Source organism: Macrococcus equipercicus, from assembly GCF_024205945.1.
In the GTDB taxonomy this organism is placed as follows: domain Bacteria; phylum Bacillota; class Bacilli; order Staphylococcales; family Staphylococcaceae; genus Macrococcus; species Macrococcus equipercicus.
On record NZ_CP073809.1, the window covers coordinates 1,756,572 to 1,772,034 of the forward strand.

14 protein-coding genes are annotated in these 15,463 nt (G+C 46.5%); 3 read left to right on the forward strand and 11 right to left on the reverse strand.

Going from position 1 to position 15,463, the window contains the following annotated elements; translation table 11 throughout:
* Positions 1–7: 7 nt before the first annotated feature.
* The 10 genes from ligA to KFV11_RS09370 all read right to left on the reverse strand — a co-directional run bounded on the left by ligA (position 8) and on the right by KFV11_RS09370 (position 10,726).
* A complete protein-coding gene (gene ligA, locus KFV11_RS09325; RefSeq protein WP_254249786.1) occupies positions 8–1,999 on the reverse strand; it encodes an NAD-dependent DNA ligase LigA in 1,992 nt (663 codons plus the stop codon).
* Between the two features lie 3 nt (positions 2,000–2,002).
* Positions 2,003–4,147 (reverse strand): DNA helicase PcrA, encoded by a 2,145-nt coding sequence (gene pcrA / locus KFV11_RS09330; protein ID WP_254249787.1) that lies wholly within the window; start codon positions 4,145–4,147, stop codon positions 2,003–2,005.
* 6 nt (positions 4,148–4,153) lie between these two features.
* A complete protein-coding gene (gene pcrB, locus KFV11_RS09335) occupies positions 4,154–4,846 on the reverse strand; it encodes a heptaprenylglyceryl phosphate synthase (RefSeq protein ID WP_254249788.1) in 693 nt (230 codons plus the stop codon).
* Positions 4,847–4,931: 85 nt separating this feature from the next.
* Positions 4,932–5,624 carry a M15 family metallopeptidase gene (locus KFV11_RS09340; RefSeq protein ID WP_254249789.1) on the reverse strand — a complete coding sequence of 231 codons (693 nt, stop codon included), beginning with the start codon at positions 5,622–5,624 and terminating at the stop codon, positions 4,932–4,934.
* Between the two features lie 68 nt (positions 5,625–5,692).
* Positions 5,693–6,019, reverse strand: coding sequence for a YerC/YecD family TrpR-related protein (locus tag KFV11_RS09345; RefSeq protein ID WP_149459597.1), 327 nt, complete (start codon positions 6,017–6,019; stop codon positions 5,693–5,695).
* A 208-nt stretch (positions 6,020–6,227) separates the two neighbouring features.
* On the reverse strand, positions 6,228–7,523 hold the full coding sequence (gene purB / locus KFV11_RS09350) for an adenylosuccinate lyase (RefSeq protein WP_254249790.1): 1,296 nt from the start codon (positions 7,521–7,523) through the stop codon (positions 6,228–6,230).
* 136 nt (positions 7,524–7,659) lie between these two features.
* Positions 7,660–7,836 carry an NETI motif-containing protein gene (locus KFV11_RS09355; protein WP_254250614.1) on the reverse strand — a complete coding sequence of 59 codons (177 nt, stop codon included), beginning with the start codon at positions 7,834–7,836 and terminating at the stop codon, positions 7,660–7,662.
* A complete protein-coding gene (locus KFV11_RS09360) occupies positions 7,826–8,365 on the reverse strand; it encodes a DUF2179 domain-containing protein (RefSeq protein WP_254250615.1) in 540 nt (179 codons plus the stop codon). Before KFV11_RS09360 ends, KFV11_RS09355 begins: the two co-directional genes overlap by 11 nt.
* 78 nt (positions 8,366–8,443) lie before the next feature.
* Positions 8,444–9,268 carry an NAD(+) synthase gene (gene nadE, locus KFV11_RS09365; protein ID WP_254249791.1) on the reverse strand — a complete coding sequence of 275 codons (825 nt, stop codon included), beginning with the start codon at positions 9,266–9,268 and terminating at the stop codon, positions 8,444–8,446.
* Positions 9,269–10,726, reverse strand: coding sequence for a nicotinate phosphoribosyltransferase (locus tag KFV11_RS09370; RefSeq protein WP_254249792.1), 1,458 nt, complete (start codon positions 10,724–10,726; stop codon positions 9,269–9,271).
* Positions 10,727–10,837: 111 nt separating this feature from the next.
* On the opposite strand from KFV11_RS09370, the gene KFV11_RS09375 reads away from it, so the two are divergent.
* The 3 genes from KFV11_RS09375 (at position 10,838) to KFV11_RS09385 (ending at position 14,215) form a co-directional block, all read left to right on the forward strand.
* Entirely contained in the window at positions 10,838–12,004 is a 1,167-nt protein-coding gene (locus KFV11_RS09375; protein WP_254249793.1) for an MFS transporter, read from the forward strand.
* Positions 12,005–12,061: 57 nt separating this feature from the next.
* Positions 12,062–13,093 carry a pyridoxal phosphate-dependent aminotransferase gene (locus KFV11_RS09380; protein WP_254249794.1) on the forward strand — a complete coding sequence of 344 codons (1,032 nt, stop codon included), beginning with the start codon at positions 12,062–12,064 and terminating at the stop codon, positions 13,091–13,093.
* Positions 13,094–13,159: 66 nt separating this feature from the next.
* Positions 13,160–14,215 carry a nitric oxide synthase oxygenase gene (locus KFV11_RS09385; protein ID WP_302054838.1) on the forward strand — a complete coding sequence of 352 codons (1,056 nt, stop codon included), beginning with the start codon at positions 13,160–13,162 and terminating at the stop codon, positions 14,213–14,215.
* A 76-nt stretch (positions 14,216–14,291) separates the two neighbouring features.
* Here the strand turns inward: KFV11_RS09385 and KFV11_RS09390 are convergent, their stop codons facing one another.
* On the reverse strand, positions 14,292–15,431 hold the full coding sequence (locus KFV11_RS09390) for a glycosyl hydrolase family 28-related protein (protein WP_149459630.1): 1,140 nt from the start codon (positions 15,429–15,431) through the stop codon (positions 14,292–14,294).
* Positions 15,432–15,463: the final 32 nt, after the last annotated feature.

Below are 15,463 nucleotides of genomic sequence, written 5' to 3' on the forward strand. Positions count from 1 at the left end.
AGGCTCCTTAATTCATTTCCTGTAGTTTATTGATCAGTTGTTCCTCAGTCCACACTTCAATGCCAAGATTTTCAGCTTTCTCAAGCTTACTTCCGGCATCTTCACCCGCAATGACTAAATCGGTCTTCTTAGTGACACTGCTTGTGACATTCGCACCGAGCTTTGTCAGCTGTTCGGTCGCTTCTGTCCGCGTCATGATAGAGAGTTTACCCGTCAGTACAATGGTCTTGTGCTGAAATTCAGGGTTAAAAGCTGTTTCATCTATCGTAGCACCAGTATACGTCATATTGACAGCTGCTGCATTCAGTTTTTCAATCAGCGCCTGAATATCTTCATTGTTCAAGTAAGTCATGAGTGACTGAGCCATCTTATGGCCGATATCGTGAACGGCTGTCAGCTGTTCTTCAGAAGTCGTCATCAGCTTGTCCATCGTCTTATACTGCGCCGCCAGAATACTGCTTGCCTTTGTGCCAAGATGGCGGATGCCGAGACCGAACAGCAGCCGCTCAAGTGAATTCTCCTTGGATGCTTCTATTGCAGCGAGCAGCTTATCAACTTTTTTGTCGGCCATACGCTCAAGCGGCAGCAGATCTTCCCGCTTCAAGTAATAAATGTCCGCGACATCTTTAATGAGTCCTGCTTCAAACAGCTGGGCGACAATCTTCTCGCCTAAGCCCTCGATATTCATCGCCTGCCTTGAGACGAAATGAATGACGCCTTCAATGAGCTGGGCTTCACATGTCGGATTAATACAGCGGAGCGCCACTTCATCTTCCAGGCGGACAAGTGCATGGCCGCATGCGGGACAGTTATCCGGCATGTGATAAGGTTCAGCGTCAGCAGGCCGTCTGTCAAGAATCGGCCGCACGACTTCAGGAATGATGTCTCCTGCTTTACGGACGACGACGTCATCACCGATCCGGATATCTTTCTCGTGGATTAAATCTTCATTATGCAGTGAAGCACGGCCGACAGTTGTTCCTGCAACTTTAACCGGTTCAAGAATAGCAGTCGGTGTAACGACCCCGGTTCTGCCGACAGACAGTTCGATATCGTTCAGCTTCGTGATCACTTCTTCAGCCGGAAACTTATAGGCGATAGCCCAGCGCGGAGATTTCGCTGTAAATCCGAGTTCTTCCTGCTTCGTCAGACTGTTGACTTTAATGACGATGCCATCGATATCATAGCTTAAATGATTGCGTTCTTTCGTCCAGCGGCTGATATAGTCCAGTACTTCATCAATAGAGGCGCATAGTCTGCGTTCGTGGTTCGTCTTGAAACCGATTTTATCAAGTGTATCCAGCGCCTCACTCTGCGAGGCAGCATCCAGTTCCCGTAAATCATTGACGCTGTAAAGAAAGATATCCAGCTTACGCTTTGCCGCAAGCTTGGAATCCAGCTGTCTCAGTGAACCCGCAGCAGCATTTCTCGGGTTCGCTGCAAGCGGCTCACCGCGCCGTTCTTTTTCCTCGTTGAGTTTCAGGAATGACTGACGCGGCATGTAGGCTTCACCCCGCACTTCCACAGTCAGCGGCTCTTTAATGACCAGCGGAATGGCGTAGATCGTCTTTAAGTTGTCTGTGATGTTCTCACCTGTCGTGCCGTCGCCGCGCGTCAACCCTTGAACGAATACGCCGTCCTCATATTTCAGCGATACAGCAAGACCATCAATTTTCAGTTCAACCATATATTCAACCTGCCCGACGTTATCGGTCACGCGTTTGTCAAACGCTCTTAAATCCTCTTCATTGAAAGCATTGCCGAGACTGAGCATCGGTGTATCATGACGCACTTTTTCAAAGGCAGACACCGGTGTGCCGCCGACACGTACCGTCGGTGAATCGACCGTCTTCAAGTCTGGATACTCTTCCTCAATCGCGATGAGCTCGTGAAGCAGCTTGTCGTATTCACTGTCAGGGACAGACGGCTGATCAAGTACATGATATTCATAATTATACTGGTGCAGCAATTGATGCAACTCATCTACTCTTTTTTGCATGGCCTACTCCTTCTTCTCGATCGGCGCAAACTGGCTGAGCAGTCGTTTCATGCCTACCGATTTAAATATGATGTCCAGTTCAAGAGAACCGGATTTTTCCGTGACGTTGCTGACGAGCCCTTCTCCCCACGATTTGTGGATGACTTTATCACCGATATTATATGTCTGGCCGGATGCAGCTGGTCTGCTTGATGCACTTCTTTTCGTGCCGAAAACAGGACGCGGCTTATGCCCTTCCAGCAAGTCCGCCGGAATCTCATCAAGAAAGCGTGATTTCCGGTTGGACTGACTGCGGCCGAATAATGTTCTGCTGTCGGCATGCGACATATGCAGATGTTCTTCCGCTCTTGTAATAGCTACATACATCAGCCGCCGTTCCTCTTCCATCTCGCTGTCATCCGCGAGACTTCTTGAATGCGGGAAGATGGTTTCTTCAAGCCCGGCGATGAACACAACTTTGAACTCAAGACCTTTAGCCGAGTGCATCGTCATCAGTGTGATGCCTGTCCCCATATCGGCATTGTCTACATCGCTGACAAGTGACAAGTCGGTCAGAAAGTTGACAAGTGACTGCTCTTCAATCGGTGTCAGCTTCTCATAATCTTGCGGTACGCTTAAAAACTCCTCCAAGTTCTCAAGGCGCGACTGCGACTCTAGCGTCCGGTCCGCCTTCAGCATATCAGTGTAGCCTGTCTTCTCCATAATCTGCTCGACAAGCTCTGTAATTGACAGAAACTCCTGCTGTTTCATAAAGCCGTCCATCATTTCGTAAAACTTTACGAGTGTTTCTGTCGTCTTACGCGGCAGTCCGATGAAATCAACTTCTGCCAGCGCGTCAAAGTAGCTCAGGCCGTTAGCTGTTGCGTACGCCGCTATTTTATCCAGTGCTCCTGGGCCTACGCCGCGCTTCGGTGTATTGATGACACGTGTGAAGCTGATATCTTCATTGCTGTTAGCGACGAGCCGTAAGTAACTTAAAATATCTTTAATCTCTTTCCGTTCGTAGAACTTCGTGCCGCCGACCATCGTATAGTTGATGTTGGATTTTAAGAGCGTCTCCTCCAGCACACGCGACTGTGCATTCGTCCGGTAAAGAATCGCCATATCGCTCAGCTGATAATGGTCGCGCTGTTTTTTCTGGATCTCGGCGACGATATATTCTGCCTCATGGCGTTCAGACATGGCCTTGAAATATTGAATCTTGCTGCCGTCCTCATTATCCGTCCATAATGCTTTCGGTTTCCGCTCTGTGTTATTTCTGATGACTTCATTTGCTGCATGCAGAATATTTTTCGTCGACCGGTAATTGCGTTCAAGGAAGATGGTCTTTGCACTTTTGTAGTCTTCTTCAAAGCTTAAAATATTATAAATGTCCGCGCCGCGCCAGCCGTATATCGACTGGTCAGAATCACCGACGACACATAAGTTCTCAAATTTTTCGGCGAGCATCTTGACGAGCATGTACTGCGCTCTGTTCGTATCCTGATACTCATCGACGTGAATATAATGAAACTTGTTCTGATAATACTCAAGCGCTTCAGGGATGCGCTCGAACAGCTGCAGTGTCGTCATAATCAGGTCATCGAAATCAAGCGCATGATTTTTCAGCAGAATATTTTGATAGCGTTTGTAGACTTTCGCAGTTGTCAGCGCCATATAATCATTCGCTTCACGTTCTGCGTCATTCGGTGTCTTCAGTTCATTTTTCAAGTTTGAGATCTGGGCAAGCAGTGAGCGGGGCTCAAACTTTTTCAGGTCCAGATTTTCCTGCTTCAGCACTTCCTTCATCACAGAGCGCTGATCAGTCGGGTCAAGTATGGTGAAGTTACGCTCGATACCGATACGGTCAATATCGCGTCTCAGTATTCTGACGCACATGGAGTGAAACGTTGAGATCCATACTGCTTCTGCTTCAGCGCCGATCAGCTGTTCCACCCGCTCCTTCATTTCCTTTGCTGCTTTGTTCGTGAATGTGATCGCCAGTATATTATAAGGATTGACTGATTTCTCTCTGATCAAGTAGGCGATGCGGTGCGTCAGCACGCGTGTCTTACCGGAGCCGGCACCTGCCATGATCAGCAGCGGTCCTTCAGTCGTCTGCACGGCTGCCCGCTGTTCCTCGTTCATTCTCTTCAATAATTCGTTCACTATCAGTTATCCTTTCTGTGCTTTGATTTTCACTGTTTCAAGTGCGCGCTTTAAGTCTTTATATATAATATTTCCGACAACGATAGTATCCGCATACTGCTTCATCTCAAGCGCCTGGTTCAGGCTCTCAATGCCGCCGCCGTAAATGAGTCGTGTGTCGGGACAAGCTGACTTCAACGTCTTCAGCAGTGTGACATCACCATAAGTTCCGCTGTATTCCAGATAGCAGACCGGGAACTTATAGAAATGGTTGATCATCTGCCCGTAGGCGTATATATCATCTGCGTCAAGTGTCGTATCAGCTGCCGTCAGCCGGGCTACTTTGCTCTCTTTGTTCATCACGATATAGCCTTCCATTGTGAATTCATCGAAGTCAATCATATGACCATACTGCTTGAGCGCTTCCAGCAGCATGCCGTTATGAAACGTCACGTCCGGACTGTTGAGGACAGCGGGCACTAAGTAGCGGTCAAAGCCCGGGATGACGCTTGCCAGATTTGATATTTCAAGCGCGCAGGGCACTGTATAGCGCCTTACTCTAGACATCAAGTCCAGCACATTATCGAGCGTGACATTATCAGTCCCTCCGATAATAATCGCATCTGTACCTGATTCACAGAGCTGCTGCAGCGTGCTGTCATCGATTTCATTGGCAGGATCCAGTTTAAAAACATGTTCCCAATCTTTCACTTTATACATGGAACTACTCCTTTTTTGATATATTTATAATTATAGCATTTTTAGTGCATTTCTTTGCTGTAGAAACAAAAAAGCCAGTGACTGCTCACTGACTTTTCTTCTTATACAGCCCTAAATATTCTTCAAGTGTCTCATTGTTCTTATACAGCTCTGAAGCGAGCGCTGTACCGACATATCTGACATGCCACGGCTCGTACTGATAACCCGTAATAAATGTCTTCCCTTCCGGATAACGGACGATAAATCCGTAGTCATGGGCATGCTGCTGCAGCCAGGCACCTTCCGGCGTATCACCGAATGACACTGTGAAATCATTGACTGATGCCACACTGCCGATATCGAACGTCAGACCGGTCTGATGCTCAGAATGGCCAGGCCTTGCGCTGTACTGATCAGCCGCCTGCTGACCGTCGCGTGCCACATATTCAGTATAAAGATGCTGCTGCTCACTATAACTGCGGTAGCCGCTGCGAATCACAAACTGCAGGCCGCTGCTGTTACCTGCAGCCATCAACCGTTCCACAGCCTGCTTCGCTGCTGGATTTTCGCCGGGCGCGTAAGTAGGCGGCAGCGCAATCTGCTTATTAACAATCAAAATACCATCGATGTATGTGACACCGTCTTTTACCGTTCTCACATGACCAAAAGAAGCGAGCTTCTTCAGCGGCAGTGAGTGCAGCGCGCTGTCTGTTGATGGTGTTAATTCTGTCTTAACCGGCTTCGTGCTGCAACTTGCAAGAAACAGGACAGCGGTCACTGTAGTCAATAATCTTTTCATCTTAACCCTCATTTCCCTATTATTATAAGACAAAAAAATACTGAATCAAATTGATTCAGTATTCCCTGTTATTCTTCCTGGTGTGCTGTCTGTTCATCTTGTTTATCATCATTCATTCTCTGGATGACCATTGAATAAGCATCATTTCCCCACTGCAGTGAGCGTTTGACACGGGAAATCGTCGCAGTGGAAGCGCCGGATTCCTTTTCGATGACCGCATAAGTATGACCCTGCTTGATCATCATCGCTACTTGCAGCCGCTGTGAAAGTGAATGAACTTCGTTGACTGTACATAAATCATCAAAGAACTCATAGCATTCTTCACGCGTTTTAAGTGTAAGAACTGCATCAAATAAATCATCAAGACGCTTGCCCTTTAATTTTTCTATCTGCATTACTTCAACCCCTTGAACTGTTATATAGATATATTAACGCATTAAACTATTAAAGTACAGTTTAACATGTTATACCAAATTGCTTCGTATATCGATATATAATTTTCTCATGTTTCAGGCAATTTGTCGAATTAAATCATTAAAGTCTGGAAATTTTTCTGTTAACCGCCGGTAAAAAAGCACACTGCCGCCAGTGTGCTGCCATTTCTTATTCTAATCCTGCCCGTCTAAACAGCGTATCAACTTGATTCAAGTGATGCGTCTCGTCGAAGCAGTCATCAAGATCCTGCTCTGATAACAGGGATGTCACTCTGTCATCCTGTTCAAGCAGTTCTCTGAACGGTGTTTCTGTCTCCCATGATTCCATTGCTTTCGGCTGCACTAAGTCATACGCTTCTTCACGGACCATGCCTTTGTCAATCAATGTCAACAGCACGCGCTGTGAATAGATGAGGCCGAATGTTTTATCCATATTGCGTTTCATATTATGGTCATAAATAGTTAAGTTCTCAATGATATTCGCAAAACGGTTGAGCGCATAATCAAGCGCAATCGTCACGTCCGGCAGCATGATGCGTTCTGCTGAAGAATGTGAGATGTCGCGTTCATGCCATAACGGTACATTTTCGTAGGCAGTCGTCACGTAACCACGGATGACACGTGCCAGCCCTGTGATGTTCTCTGACCCGATCGGATTACGTTTATGCGGCATCGCGGATGACCCTTTCTGACCTTTTGCGAATGCCTCCTCTACTTCACGCGTCTCTGTTTTCTGCAGGTTACGTACTTCAACTGCGAATTTCTCAAGTGACGTCGCAATCAGTGCAAGCGTCGCCACGTAGTAAGCATGTCGGTCACGCTGCAGCGTCTGCGTAGAAATTTCAGCGAAGCCGATACCGAGTTCCTGACAGACGTATGCTTCAATTTCCGGCGGAATGTTCGCAAATGTGCCGACAGCACCGCTCATCTTACCGACTTCAATTTCTTTACGGACTTCTTTGAAACGCTTAAGATTACGCTGCATTTCCATGTACCAGAGCGCCATCTTCAGACCGAACGTCGTCGGTTCTGCGTGGACGCCGTGTGTGCGTCCCATCATCAATGTATTCTTATATTTCAGCGCTTTCTGCTTCAGCACTTCAATGAAACGTTCTAAATCTTTCTCGATGATGTCATTCGCCTGTTTAATGACATAGCTCAGCGCCGTATCAACGACGTCTGTGCTTGTCAGTCCGTAGTGCACCCACTTCCGTTCTTCACCTAACGTCTCGCTCACTTGACGGGTAAATGCCACGACGTCATGACGCGTCTCCTGTTCGATTTCTTTTGCGCGTTCCACATCCACACGTGCATTTTGTCGGATCAACTTCACATCTTCTTCAGGAATATAACCTAATTTACTCCATGCTTCACATGCCAGTATTTCTACTTCCAGCCATGCTTCAAACCTGTTCTGCTCGCTCCAAATACTTGCCATCTCTTTACGGGAATAACGCTCGATCATAAATTAAGCTCCTATCATGGTTAATTTGTCTTCTTCATTATAACAAAAAACCGTACATTAAATACAATAATTTTAAAAATGTCCGTTATTATAACTAAAAAACAGATTCAGCAATAGTATATCACTGAACCTGTTGTTATTCTTCTATCTTCCGTCCGACAAATACAATCTGCTGTTTCAGCACTTCTACTTCACCATCTTTTGTTTCGTGAAAGATAGGTTTCTCCATACGTCTGACCGGCGTATAGCCCGCCTCCCGCATACGAGCAAGGCAGTCTGCAAGCGTCTCATGTTCTCTCACTTCAAACTTCATCTGTGTCATAGGATTTCAACCGTTTGCTGCGTAAACCTTTTACCCAGAAGCCGCCATGAATGTTTTTCGGTTCATAGGCGATGATAAAAGCTTTCGGGTCAAGCGTCTTCACAGTGTCCATCAGTTTGAGTTCATATTTACGCGGCGTTAAAATCTGCATCACCATACGCTGACCATCACGGCCGTTCGCCGCATAGTGCGTCACACCGTAACCAAGATCGCGCAGTTTTCTCGGGATGTCTTTCTCATAATCCGCTGTTGTTACATTCACCACAATATATCCTAAAGCAATCCACTCTTCCAGTTTCATGCCGATAATAATGCCGACACCGAAACCAATCGCATAAGCAAGTACGTTCTCTATTTTGTCCAGACTGTTCAGAACAAGCCCTAAACCGACTACGTAAATTACTGTTTCAATGACCGAAACGCCTGCAGCATAATAGCGGTAACCTTTAAGCGTCAAGATCATTCTCATCGTCAGACATGTCACATAGATGACATTGATTAAAAAGATGACAGCTATCATGATTAATGGATTATCTAACAAGGGTGCACCTCCTCAAGTACTAACGAATTCTATCAAACAATCGAAGAGGATGCAATATTACTTGATTAATTCATCAAACGAATATCTGGAAATCGGCATCATGCGTTTATGCTGTGTTTTCAGATAATGCTTTTCAATGGTTTCACGCGCTTCACTTGTCACTTCTTTACCTTCCAGGTAATCGTCAATCGCTTCATAAGTGACACCGAGCGCCACTTCATCCGGCAGCTGCGGCTTGTCTTCTTCAAGATCCGCGGTCGGCTGTTTATTGTAAAGATGCTCCGGACAGCCTAACTGTTTCAGTATAGCCCGGCCCTGCCGCTTATTCAGACCGAACAATGGAAGTACATCAGCACCGCCGTCACCATACTTAGTATAGAAGCCGGTGATGCTTTCTGCCGCGTGATCTGTGCCAAGTACAATGCCGCTGTTCGATGCAGCGATAGAATACTGGACTTTCATACGTTCGCGTGCTTTCTCATTACCTTTTTGAAAATCTGTGAGCTCAATGCCTGCCTCTTTCAGTGCTTTGACACTTTCATCGACGCTCGCCTTAATATTGACCGTCAGTTCCTGTGATGCACCGATGAAGTCAAGTGCATCCTGACAGTCCTGCTCGTCTTTCTGCACACCGTGCGGAAGACGGACAGCGATGAATGAATAATCGCCGCCTTCCTCGTTCAGTTCATTGACAGCCAGCTGTGCAAGTTTACCGGCAAGCGTTGAATCCTGGCCGCCGGAGATGCCGAGCACCATTGATTTTAAGAAGCCGTACTGCTTCATATAAGTCTTCAGGAAGTCGATAATCGCACGTGACTCCTGTTCCGGATTGATTTCAGGTTTTACATGCAGTTCCTGAATGATAGTTTCTTGTAATGTCATTTATTCCACGTCCTCTACTTTATTAGATACTTCGTGTATTTTGTCATTTTTGTTGTTCCAGCATGCTGTACTTAAATCAACAGGATATTCCTGCGGATTCAAATGGCGCTTTGTCTCCTCCCAGATTAACTCCAGGTTCTCCAGATGGTATGCTGCGATTTCGTCAAGACGCGGCGTCGTGTAAACAAGTTCGCCCTCATTGAAGATATCGACATGCAGATCTTTTGCCGTAAAATCCTTTACCCGTTTTTTCTTGTAAGTAAAGATAGGATGGAACATTTTCAGTTCTGCTTCTGCTGAAGGATTTTCATGGTCAAGTGTAATGTAGTCTCCTTCAGATTTGCCGGTTTTATTGTTGATGATGCGGTAAAGGTTCTTTTTACCGGGCGTCGTCACTTTTTCAGCGTTATTAGAGATTTTGATGCGGTCCTGCAGCACGCCGTTATCGTCAGCGATAGCAACAAGCTTGTAGACGGCCCCGAGCGCCGGCTGGTCATAAGCGGTGATCAGCTTCGTACCGATTCCCCACGCCGTGATTTTGCTGCCCTGCTGCTTCAGACTGATGATTGTCTCTTCATCAAGGTCATTGGAAGCGAAGATTTTAGTATCTTTAAATCCTGCGTCATCGAGCATTTTGCGCGCTTCTTTTGACAAATAGCTCAAGTCTCCTGAATCGAGACGGATACCGACGAAGTTGATTTTATCGCCGAGCTCTTTTGCAACGCGAATCGCGTTCGGGACACCGCTCTTTAATGTATGGAATGTATCGACGAGGAAGACGCAGTTTTTATGGCGCTCTGCATACTTTTTAAAAGCAATATATTCGTCGTCATAAGCCTGGACCATCGCATGAGCATGCGTTCCTGAGATCGGGATGCCGAACAGTTTGCCTGCTCTGACATTGCTCGTTGAGTCAAATCCTGCAATATAAGCCGATCTCGCTCCCCAGATCGCCGCGTCCATCTCCTGGGCACGTCGTGTACCGAATTCCATGACAAGCTCATCTTTGACGACTTGTTTAATGCGGCTCGCCTTAGTCGCTATCAATGTCTGGAAGTTGATGATGTTCAGCACCGCTGTCTCAATCAGCTGCGCCTGAATTAACGGCGCCTCGACACGCAGCAGCGGTTCGTTGTTGAAACAGATCTCTCCTTCACGCATCGACCGGATATTGCCGGTAAAGCGAAGTTCCTTTAAATAGCTCAGGTAATCTTCCTGAAAGCCCTGCTCTCTTAAATAATCGATATCAGACGGCGAGAACTTCAGACGTTTAATATATTCAATAATACGTTCAAGCCCGGCGAACACTGCATAACCTGAATCAAACGGCATGCTGCGGAAATACACGTCAAATACCGCTGTATTTTCGTGGATACCATCAAACCAGTATGTCTCTCCCATATTAATCTGATACAAATCAGTATGTAGCATTAAACTGTCGTCTTCTTTTAGAAACATCTCAATCCCTCATTTACTTTTGATATATTTAGTTTAACATACCCTATTTAAATTCAAAATCCGAGGAATATAATGCTACACTAAAGCTATTAACAGAAAATGGAGAACGCTATGGAACAGAAAAAACTTATTGTTGTCTTAACTATCGTCGTGTCGATATCAGGCTTGTCGCAAGGGATGCTGCTGCCGCTCATCGCCTATATTTTTGAGCGGGAACATGTGCCGAGCCACATTAACGGCCTGCATGCCACTTCGCTCTATATCGGCGTGTTTGCAGCCTCGCTGTTTCTGGAAGGGCTGCTCAGGACATTCGGCTACCGGACGCTCATCGTCTGCGGCGGGCTGCTCGTCTTTTTGTCGCTTGTCCTGTTCCCCGTCTTTAATTCAATGACGGTCTGGTTTATTCTGCGTCTGATTGTCGGAATCGGTGATAACACGCTTCACTTTTCAACGCAGTCATGGCTGACAGAAATCATACCGAAGCATAAGCTCGGGAAGACGATGGCCGTCTATGGCCTCAGTTTCTCTCTCGGCTTCATGCTCGGACCGCTGCTGGCGAAGCTTGTCGAGTATCATGCAGCGCTGCCTTTTTTAGTGAGTGCCGGTATGACGCTCTGTGCGTTCTTGTTGACGTTCAATTTGAAAAACAGTTTCCCGCCGTCTGACGAGCGGGCGATTTCGTTCAGCTCGACACTCAACAACTTCGGGACAGTCATTAAAGTGTCGTGGATTGCCTTTATCTTTCCGTTAATATTCGGGCTGCTTGAAAGCACATTGAACAGCAACTTTCCCGTGTTCGCCTTGAAAAATCAGCTGACACTCAGCGATATCACATTGATTCTGCCGGCTTTCAGCCTCGGTTCAATTTTGTTTCAAGTGCCGATCGGCGGATTGACCGATAAATATAAGCGCAGTCATGTCATGGCGGTGCTGACACTGCTCGGCGGACTGACCTTTATCAGTGCCGACTTGTTCATCGGCAGCAGCTGGATGATGATAATGATTTTCTTTCTCGCAGGTGTATTTGTCGGCTCGCTGTACTCCCTCGGCGTCAGCTATATGGCCGACATCACACCGAGTCATTTGATGCCTGCCGGCAACTTGATGTGCGGCATGGCGTTCAGTGCAGGCAGTATTACCGGTCCTATCATCGGCGGTATGATGATCCATTATTCCGGCAATCAGTATTACTTTGTACTTGTCGGCCTGTTGATTCTCATGACAAGCGCCGCTACATTTCTCTTCATTAAAAAAACATCACAGGGCATTGCGTCATAATACATAGCATGGTATATTAATTTTCAGATAATTCAGTACTTTAAAGGGGTGGCTTAATTGATCAGAATCAACAAAAATGAAAGTCCTATCCGTGCTTTCACAGATGAGACTTTAAAGGAAATCGTCGTCAATTCCAGGTTTTTTGAATATCCGGATGATGAATACGATGAATTTCTGGAGGCTTATGCCACTTATAACGGCTTTGACAAAAACCAGCTGTCAGCAGCCAATGGTTCTGATGAATGGATACAGAAATGCATGATTGCGCTCGGCGATGGTCCCGTGCTGACGATCAATCCGGATTTCTTTATGTATACCGATTACGCGGCGCAGCTTAAACGTCCGATTCATTATGTTAACTGTGAAGAAGATTTCAGCTTTGATCTCACTAAAATATTGACAGCAATGGATGACCTGAAGCCGTCATTCTTCATCCTGAGTCAGCCGAACAATCCGACCGGTGCACTGTTCAGCGATGACTTCATCCAGCAGTGCAGCGACAAAATGGAAGCGCTCGGCGGCTATTTCGTGCTCGACGAAGCCTACATCGAGTTCAGTGAGCCTTACTCAGTGCCTGCCGGTAAACACGTCATTCAGATGCGGACGATGAGCAAGATTTATGGTTTCGCCGGTCTCAGAATCGGTATTGTCATCACTCACCCTGATACTATTGCCCTATTGAACAGCATCCATCATCCTTATCCGATCAATACACTCAGTCTGCAGCTGGCCACTCATCTACTACGTGATCAGCCGAGCCTTGATGAGTTCTTCGCTTATCAGCGCGCCCGGGCGGCACAGCTCCAGGCTATCTTCCTGAATCAGTCGGATGTCATCAATGTCATTCCATCGCACACTAACTTCATTATGACGTATGGTGAGAATGCCTTATCACTCGGCCGCTACATCGAGTCGCACGGCTTCCTGCCGAGAACTTATCCTGATGATGCGCTGCTAAAGGAAGTGGTCCGCTATTCTATCTCGACCGAGGAAAACCTGAATCAGCTTGCACGTATTGTAACTGACTGGCGCAGTCATTATGACAGCGTAAACGACCAGTCATTAGAAATTCGCGATAAAGTTAAATAAAAGGTAACAAACTCCGTATCCCTCTTAATTTCCTTCATGCTATGATGATATTAAGAGGTGATTTTTTTGTATGCAGAAGCTGTTGAATTTATAGAACTTATGCACCGTGAACTGAATATTCCATATACCATTACAGCAGAACGGCTGCATAGCATTGAGTCAGAAATCAAAGCGACGGGCACCTATCACCATACGTTCGAGGAACTTGATTACGGAGCGAAAGTCGCCTGGCGTAACAGCAACCGCTGTATCGGCCGCTTGTTCTGGGATAAGCTCCATGTCCTCGACAAAAGACATCTGACGGCTGAAGCAGAGCTGCTGGATGCTGTCGTCCATCATATTGATTATGCGACGAACAGTGGTAAAATCCGGCCGACTATTACTATTTTCCCTCAAGGGAAGGCGGCTGATGCGCCGTTTGTCATCGTCAATGACCAGCTTGTCAGATATGCAGATGACCCTATAGCAGGGCCGCTCAAACAGCAGGTTGAACAAATGACAGACAGCCGCTCTCATATCCTTCCGCTGCTCTACCGCTATGACGGAGAACTGAAGACGTTTGAAATTCCGGCGGATGTCATTATGGAAGTGCCGCTTGTTCATCCGGCTTATCCGGCGTTCTCGAAGCTCAACTTAACATGGTACGCTGTACCGATGATTTCAGCGATGGATCTTCGTATCGGCGGCATCACTTATTCATGCGCGCCGTTTAACGGCTGGTATATGGAATCTGAGATTGCAAGCCGCAACCTGCTTGACACTTATCGCTATGACCTGCTTGAGCAAATCGCTGATGCCTTTCAGCTCGACCGTTCAACGACTGTCACTTACTGGCGTGACAAAGCACTCGTTGAGCTCAACTATGCAGTTTATCACTCCTTTAAGACAGCCGGTGTTTCAATCGTCGACCACTATACAGCGAGCAGGCAGTTCGAGAAGTTTGAACAGAATGAACTGGCAGAAGGGCGCAAAGTCACGGGAGACTGGACATGGCTCATTCCGCCCATCTCGCCGTCGCTCGTCCATAATTTCCATAAAGGTTATGATAATACGTACAATAACCCTAACTTCTATTACCGCAGCAAAAAAAGCTGCCCATTTCTGCAGCAGCTTGAGCAGTAACTATCATAATCGGTGTCATTATTAAATCTTTGCCTGCAGCGCGCAGCCAAAGATTTTTTTAGTTTGTCACTAAGCGTTATTTCTCTCCGTGACTTTCCTGACGCTCTGTAAGCTCATCGTAGAAATCTTCTACTTCCTGCTTTTTCAGTTTCTTCAGATGGCTGTTCTGCGCACAGATGACCCCTTTAGCGAAACCGATTTTAACGCGGCAGCTCTCATCTTCACTGAACGTATTATCAATGATGAAGATGTCTTTATTATGGACGCCTTCATAGCTTTGAAACAGAATGGCATACTTGCTGTTGATGGAATGGAAGTGATTATTGTCAATCATCGTCATCTCTCCCGCCTGAACACCCTGGTCAATGCCATCAGCGTCCACTGAATATTTGCCTTTATTGACTGCAAGATACCGGACACCGCCTTCGCAGTCATTGAATGTATTGCCGGTAATACGCAGCACTTTGCTTTTCAGGAACGTCAGCGCGTAGTCTCCCATCTTATCAAATGTATTGTTCTCGATAAAGATATTCTCGTAATAAATCTCATAGCGGCTTGCATGCGAGCCGATTGCACGGTTCCACGGCTTCATCAGCGGTTCATCGGAATTGCCGAAATAACAGCCTGAAATAATGACGTTTTTCGTTGGTGTGCCGTCGTATTCACCGAACTTCGGAAATGAGTCTTTCAGCTGCAGGTCAATCTGGACGGCTTCTGAGAATGCCCGTGTCCCGGTGTCATCCCGGAAACCGAGGAACTTACAGTTACGCACTTCAAAGCCGTCAATCCCGCATGCATCGATGGCATGACCCTGCACAACGTTTTTGAAAGTGACGTCTTCTATTAATATCTCTCTTGCATGGCCGAGCGACATAATCGTGTTATTATAGTTCAACACATGCCCGTACTGATCAAATGTTCCACCTTTAATGGTAATATGACCGTTGCCGTCATAGCCCTTGTAGCCTTCACTTTTCAGTCCGTTCTTCAGCATTGCAAATGGACTCATCCGTCTGAGCACGGCATCTTTATGCAGCAGCAAAGTCGTATGCGCGTAAATGACCAGTTCCTTGCCGATATAATAAGTACCGGCCGGTATGTATACGGTAACCGGCCCTTTCTTCGCCCGGTTCAGCGCCAGCTGAATGCCGAGTGTATCGAGCAGAACATTCTTTCCTGTGGCACCGTATTTTCTTACGTTAATTGTATTTTTAATTTTATTCACGATTTACACCTACATATCCTATA

Excerpts from the sequence above, each read along its gene's own strand:
- KFV11_RS09340 (WP_254249789.1), bottom strand. The coding sequence starts at position 5,624 with ATGAAAAGATTATTGACTACAGTGACCGCTGTCCTGTTTCTTGCAAGT.
- ligA (WP_254249786.1), bottom strand. The coding sequence starts at position 1,999 with ATGCAAAAAAGAGTAGATGAGTTGCATCAATTGCTGCACCAGTATAAT.
- purB (WP_254249790.1), bottom strand. The coding sequence starts at position 7,523 with ATGATCGAGCGTTATTCCCGTAAAGAGATGGCAAGTATTTGGAGCGAG.
- pcrB (WP_254249788.1), bottom strand. The coding sequence starts at position 4,846 with ATGTATAAAGTGAAAGATTGGGAACATGTTTTTAAACTGGATCCTGCC.
- KFV11_RS09370 (WP_254249792.1), bottom strand. The coding sequence starts at position 10,726 with ATGTTTCTAAAAGAAGACGACAGTTTAATGCTACATACTGATTTGTAT.
- KFV11_RS09375 (WP_254249793.1), top strand. The coding sequence starts at position 10,838 with ATGGAACAGAAAAAACTTATTGTTGTCTTAACTATCGTCGTGTCGATA.
- KFV11_RS09360 (WP_254250615.1), bottom strand. The coding sequence starts at position 8,365 with ATGATAGCTGTCATCTTTTTAATCAATGTCATCTATGTGACATGTCTG.
- KFV11_RS09345 (WP_149459597.1), bottom strand. The coding sequence starts at position 6,019 with ATGCAGATAGAAAAATTAAAGGGCAAGCGTCTTGATGATTTATTTGAT.
- KFV11_RS09355 (WP_254250614.1), bottom strand. The coding sequence starts at position 7,836 with ATGAAGTTTGAAGTGAGAGAACATGAGACGCTTGCAGACTGCCTTGCT.
- nadE (WP_254249791.1), bottom strand. The coding sequence starts at position 9,268 with ATGACATTACAAGAAACTATCATTCAGGAACTGCATGTAAAACCTGAA.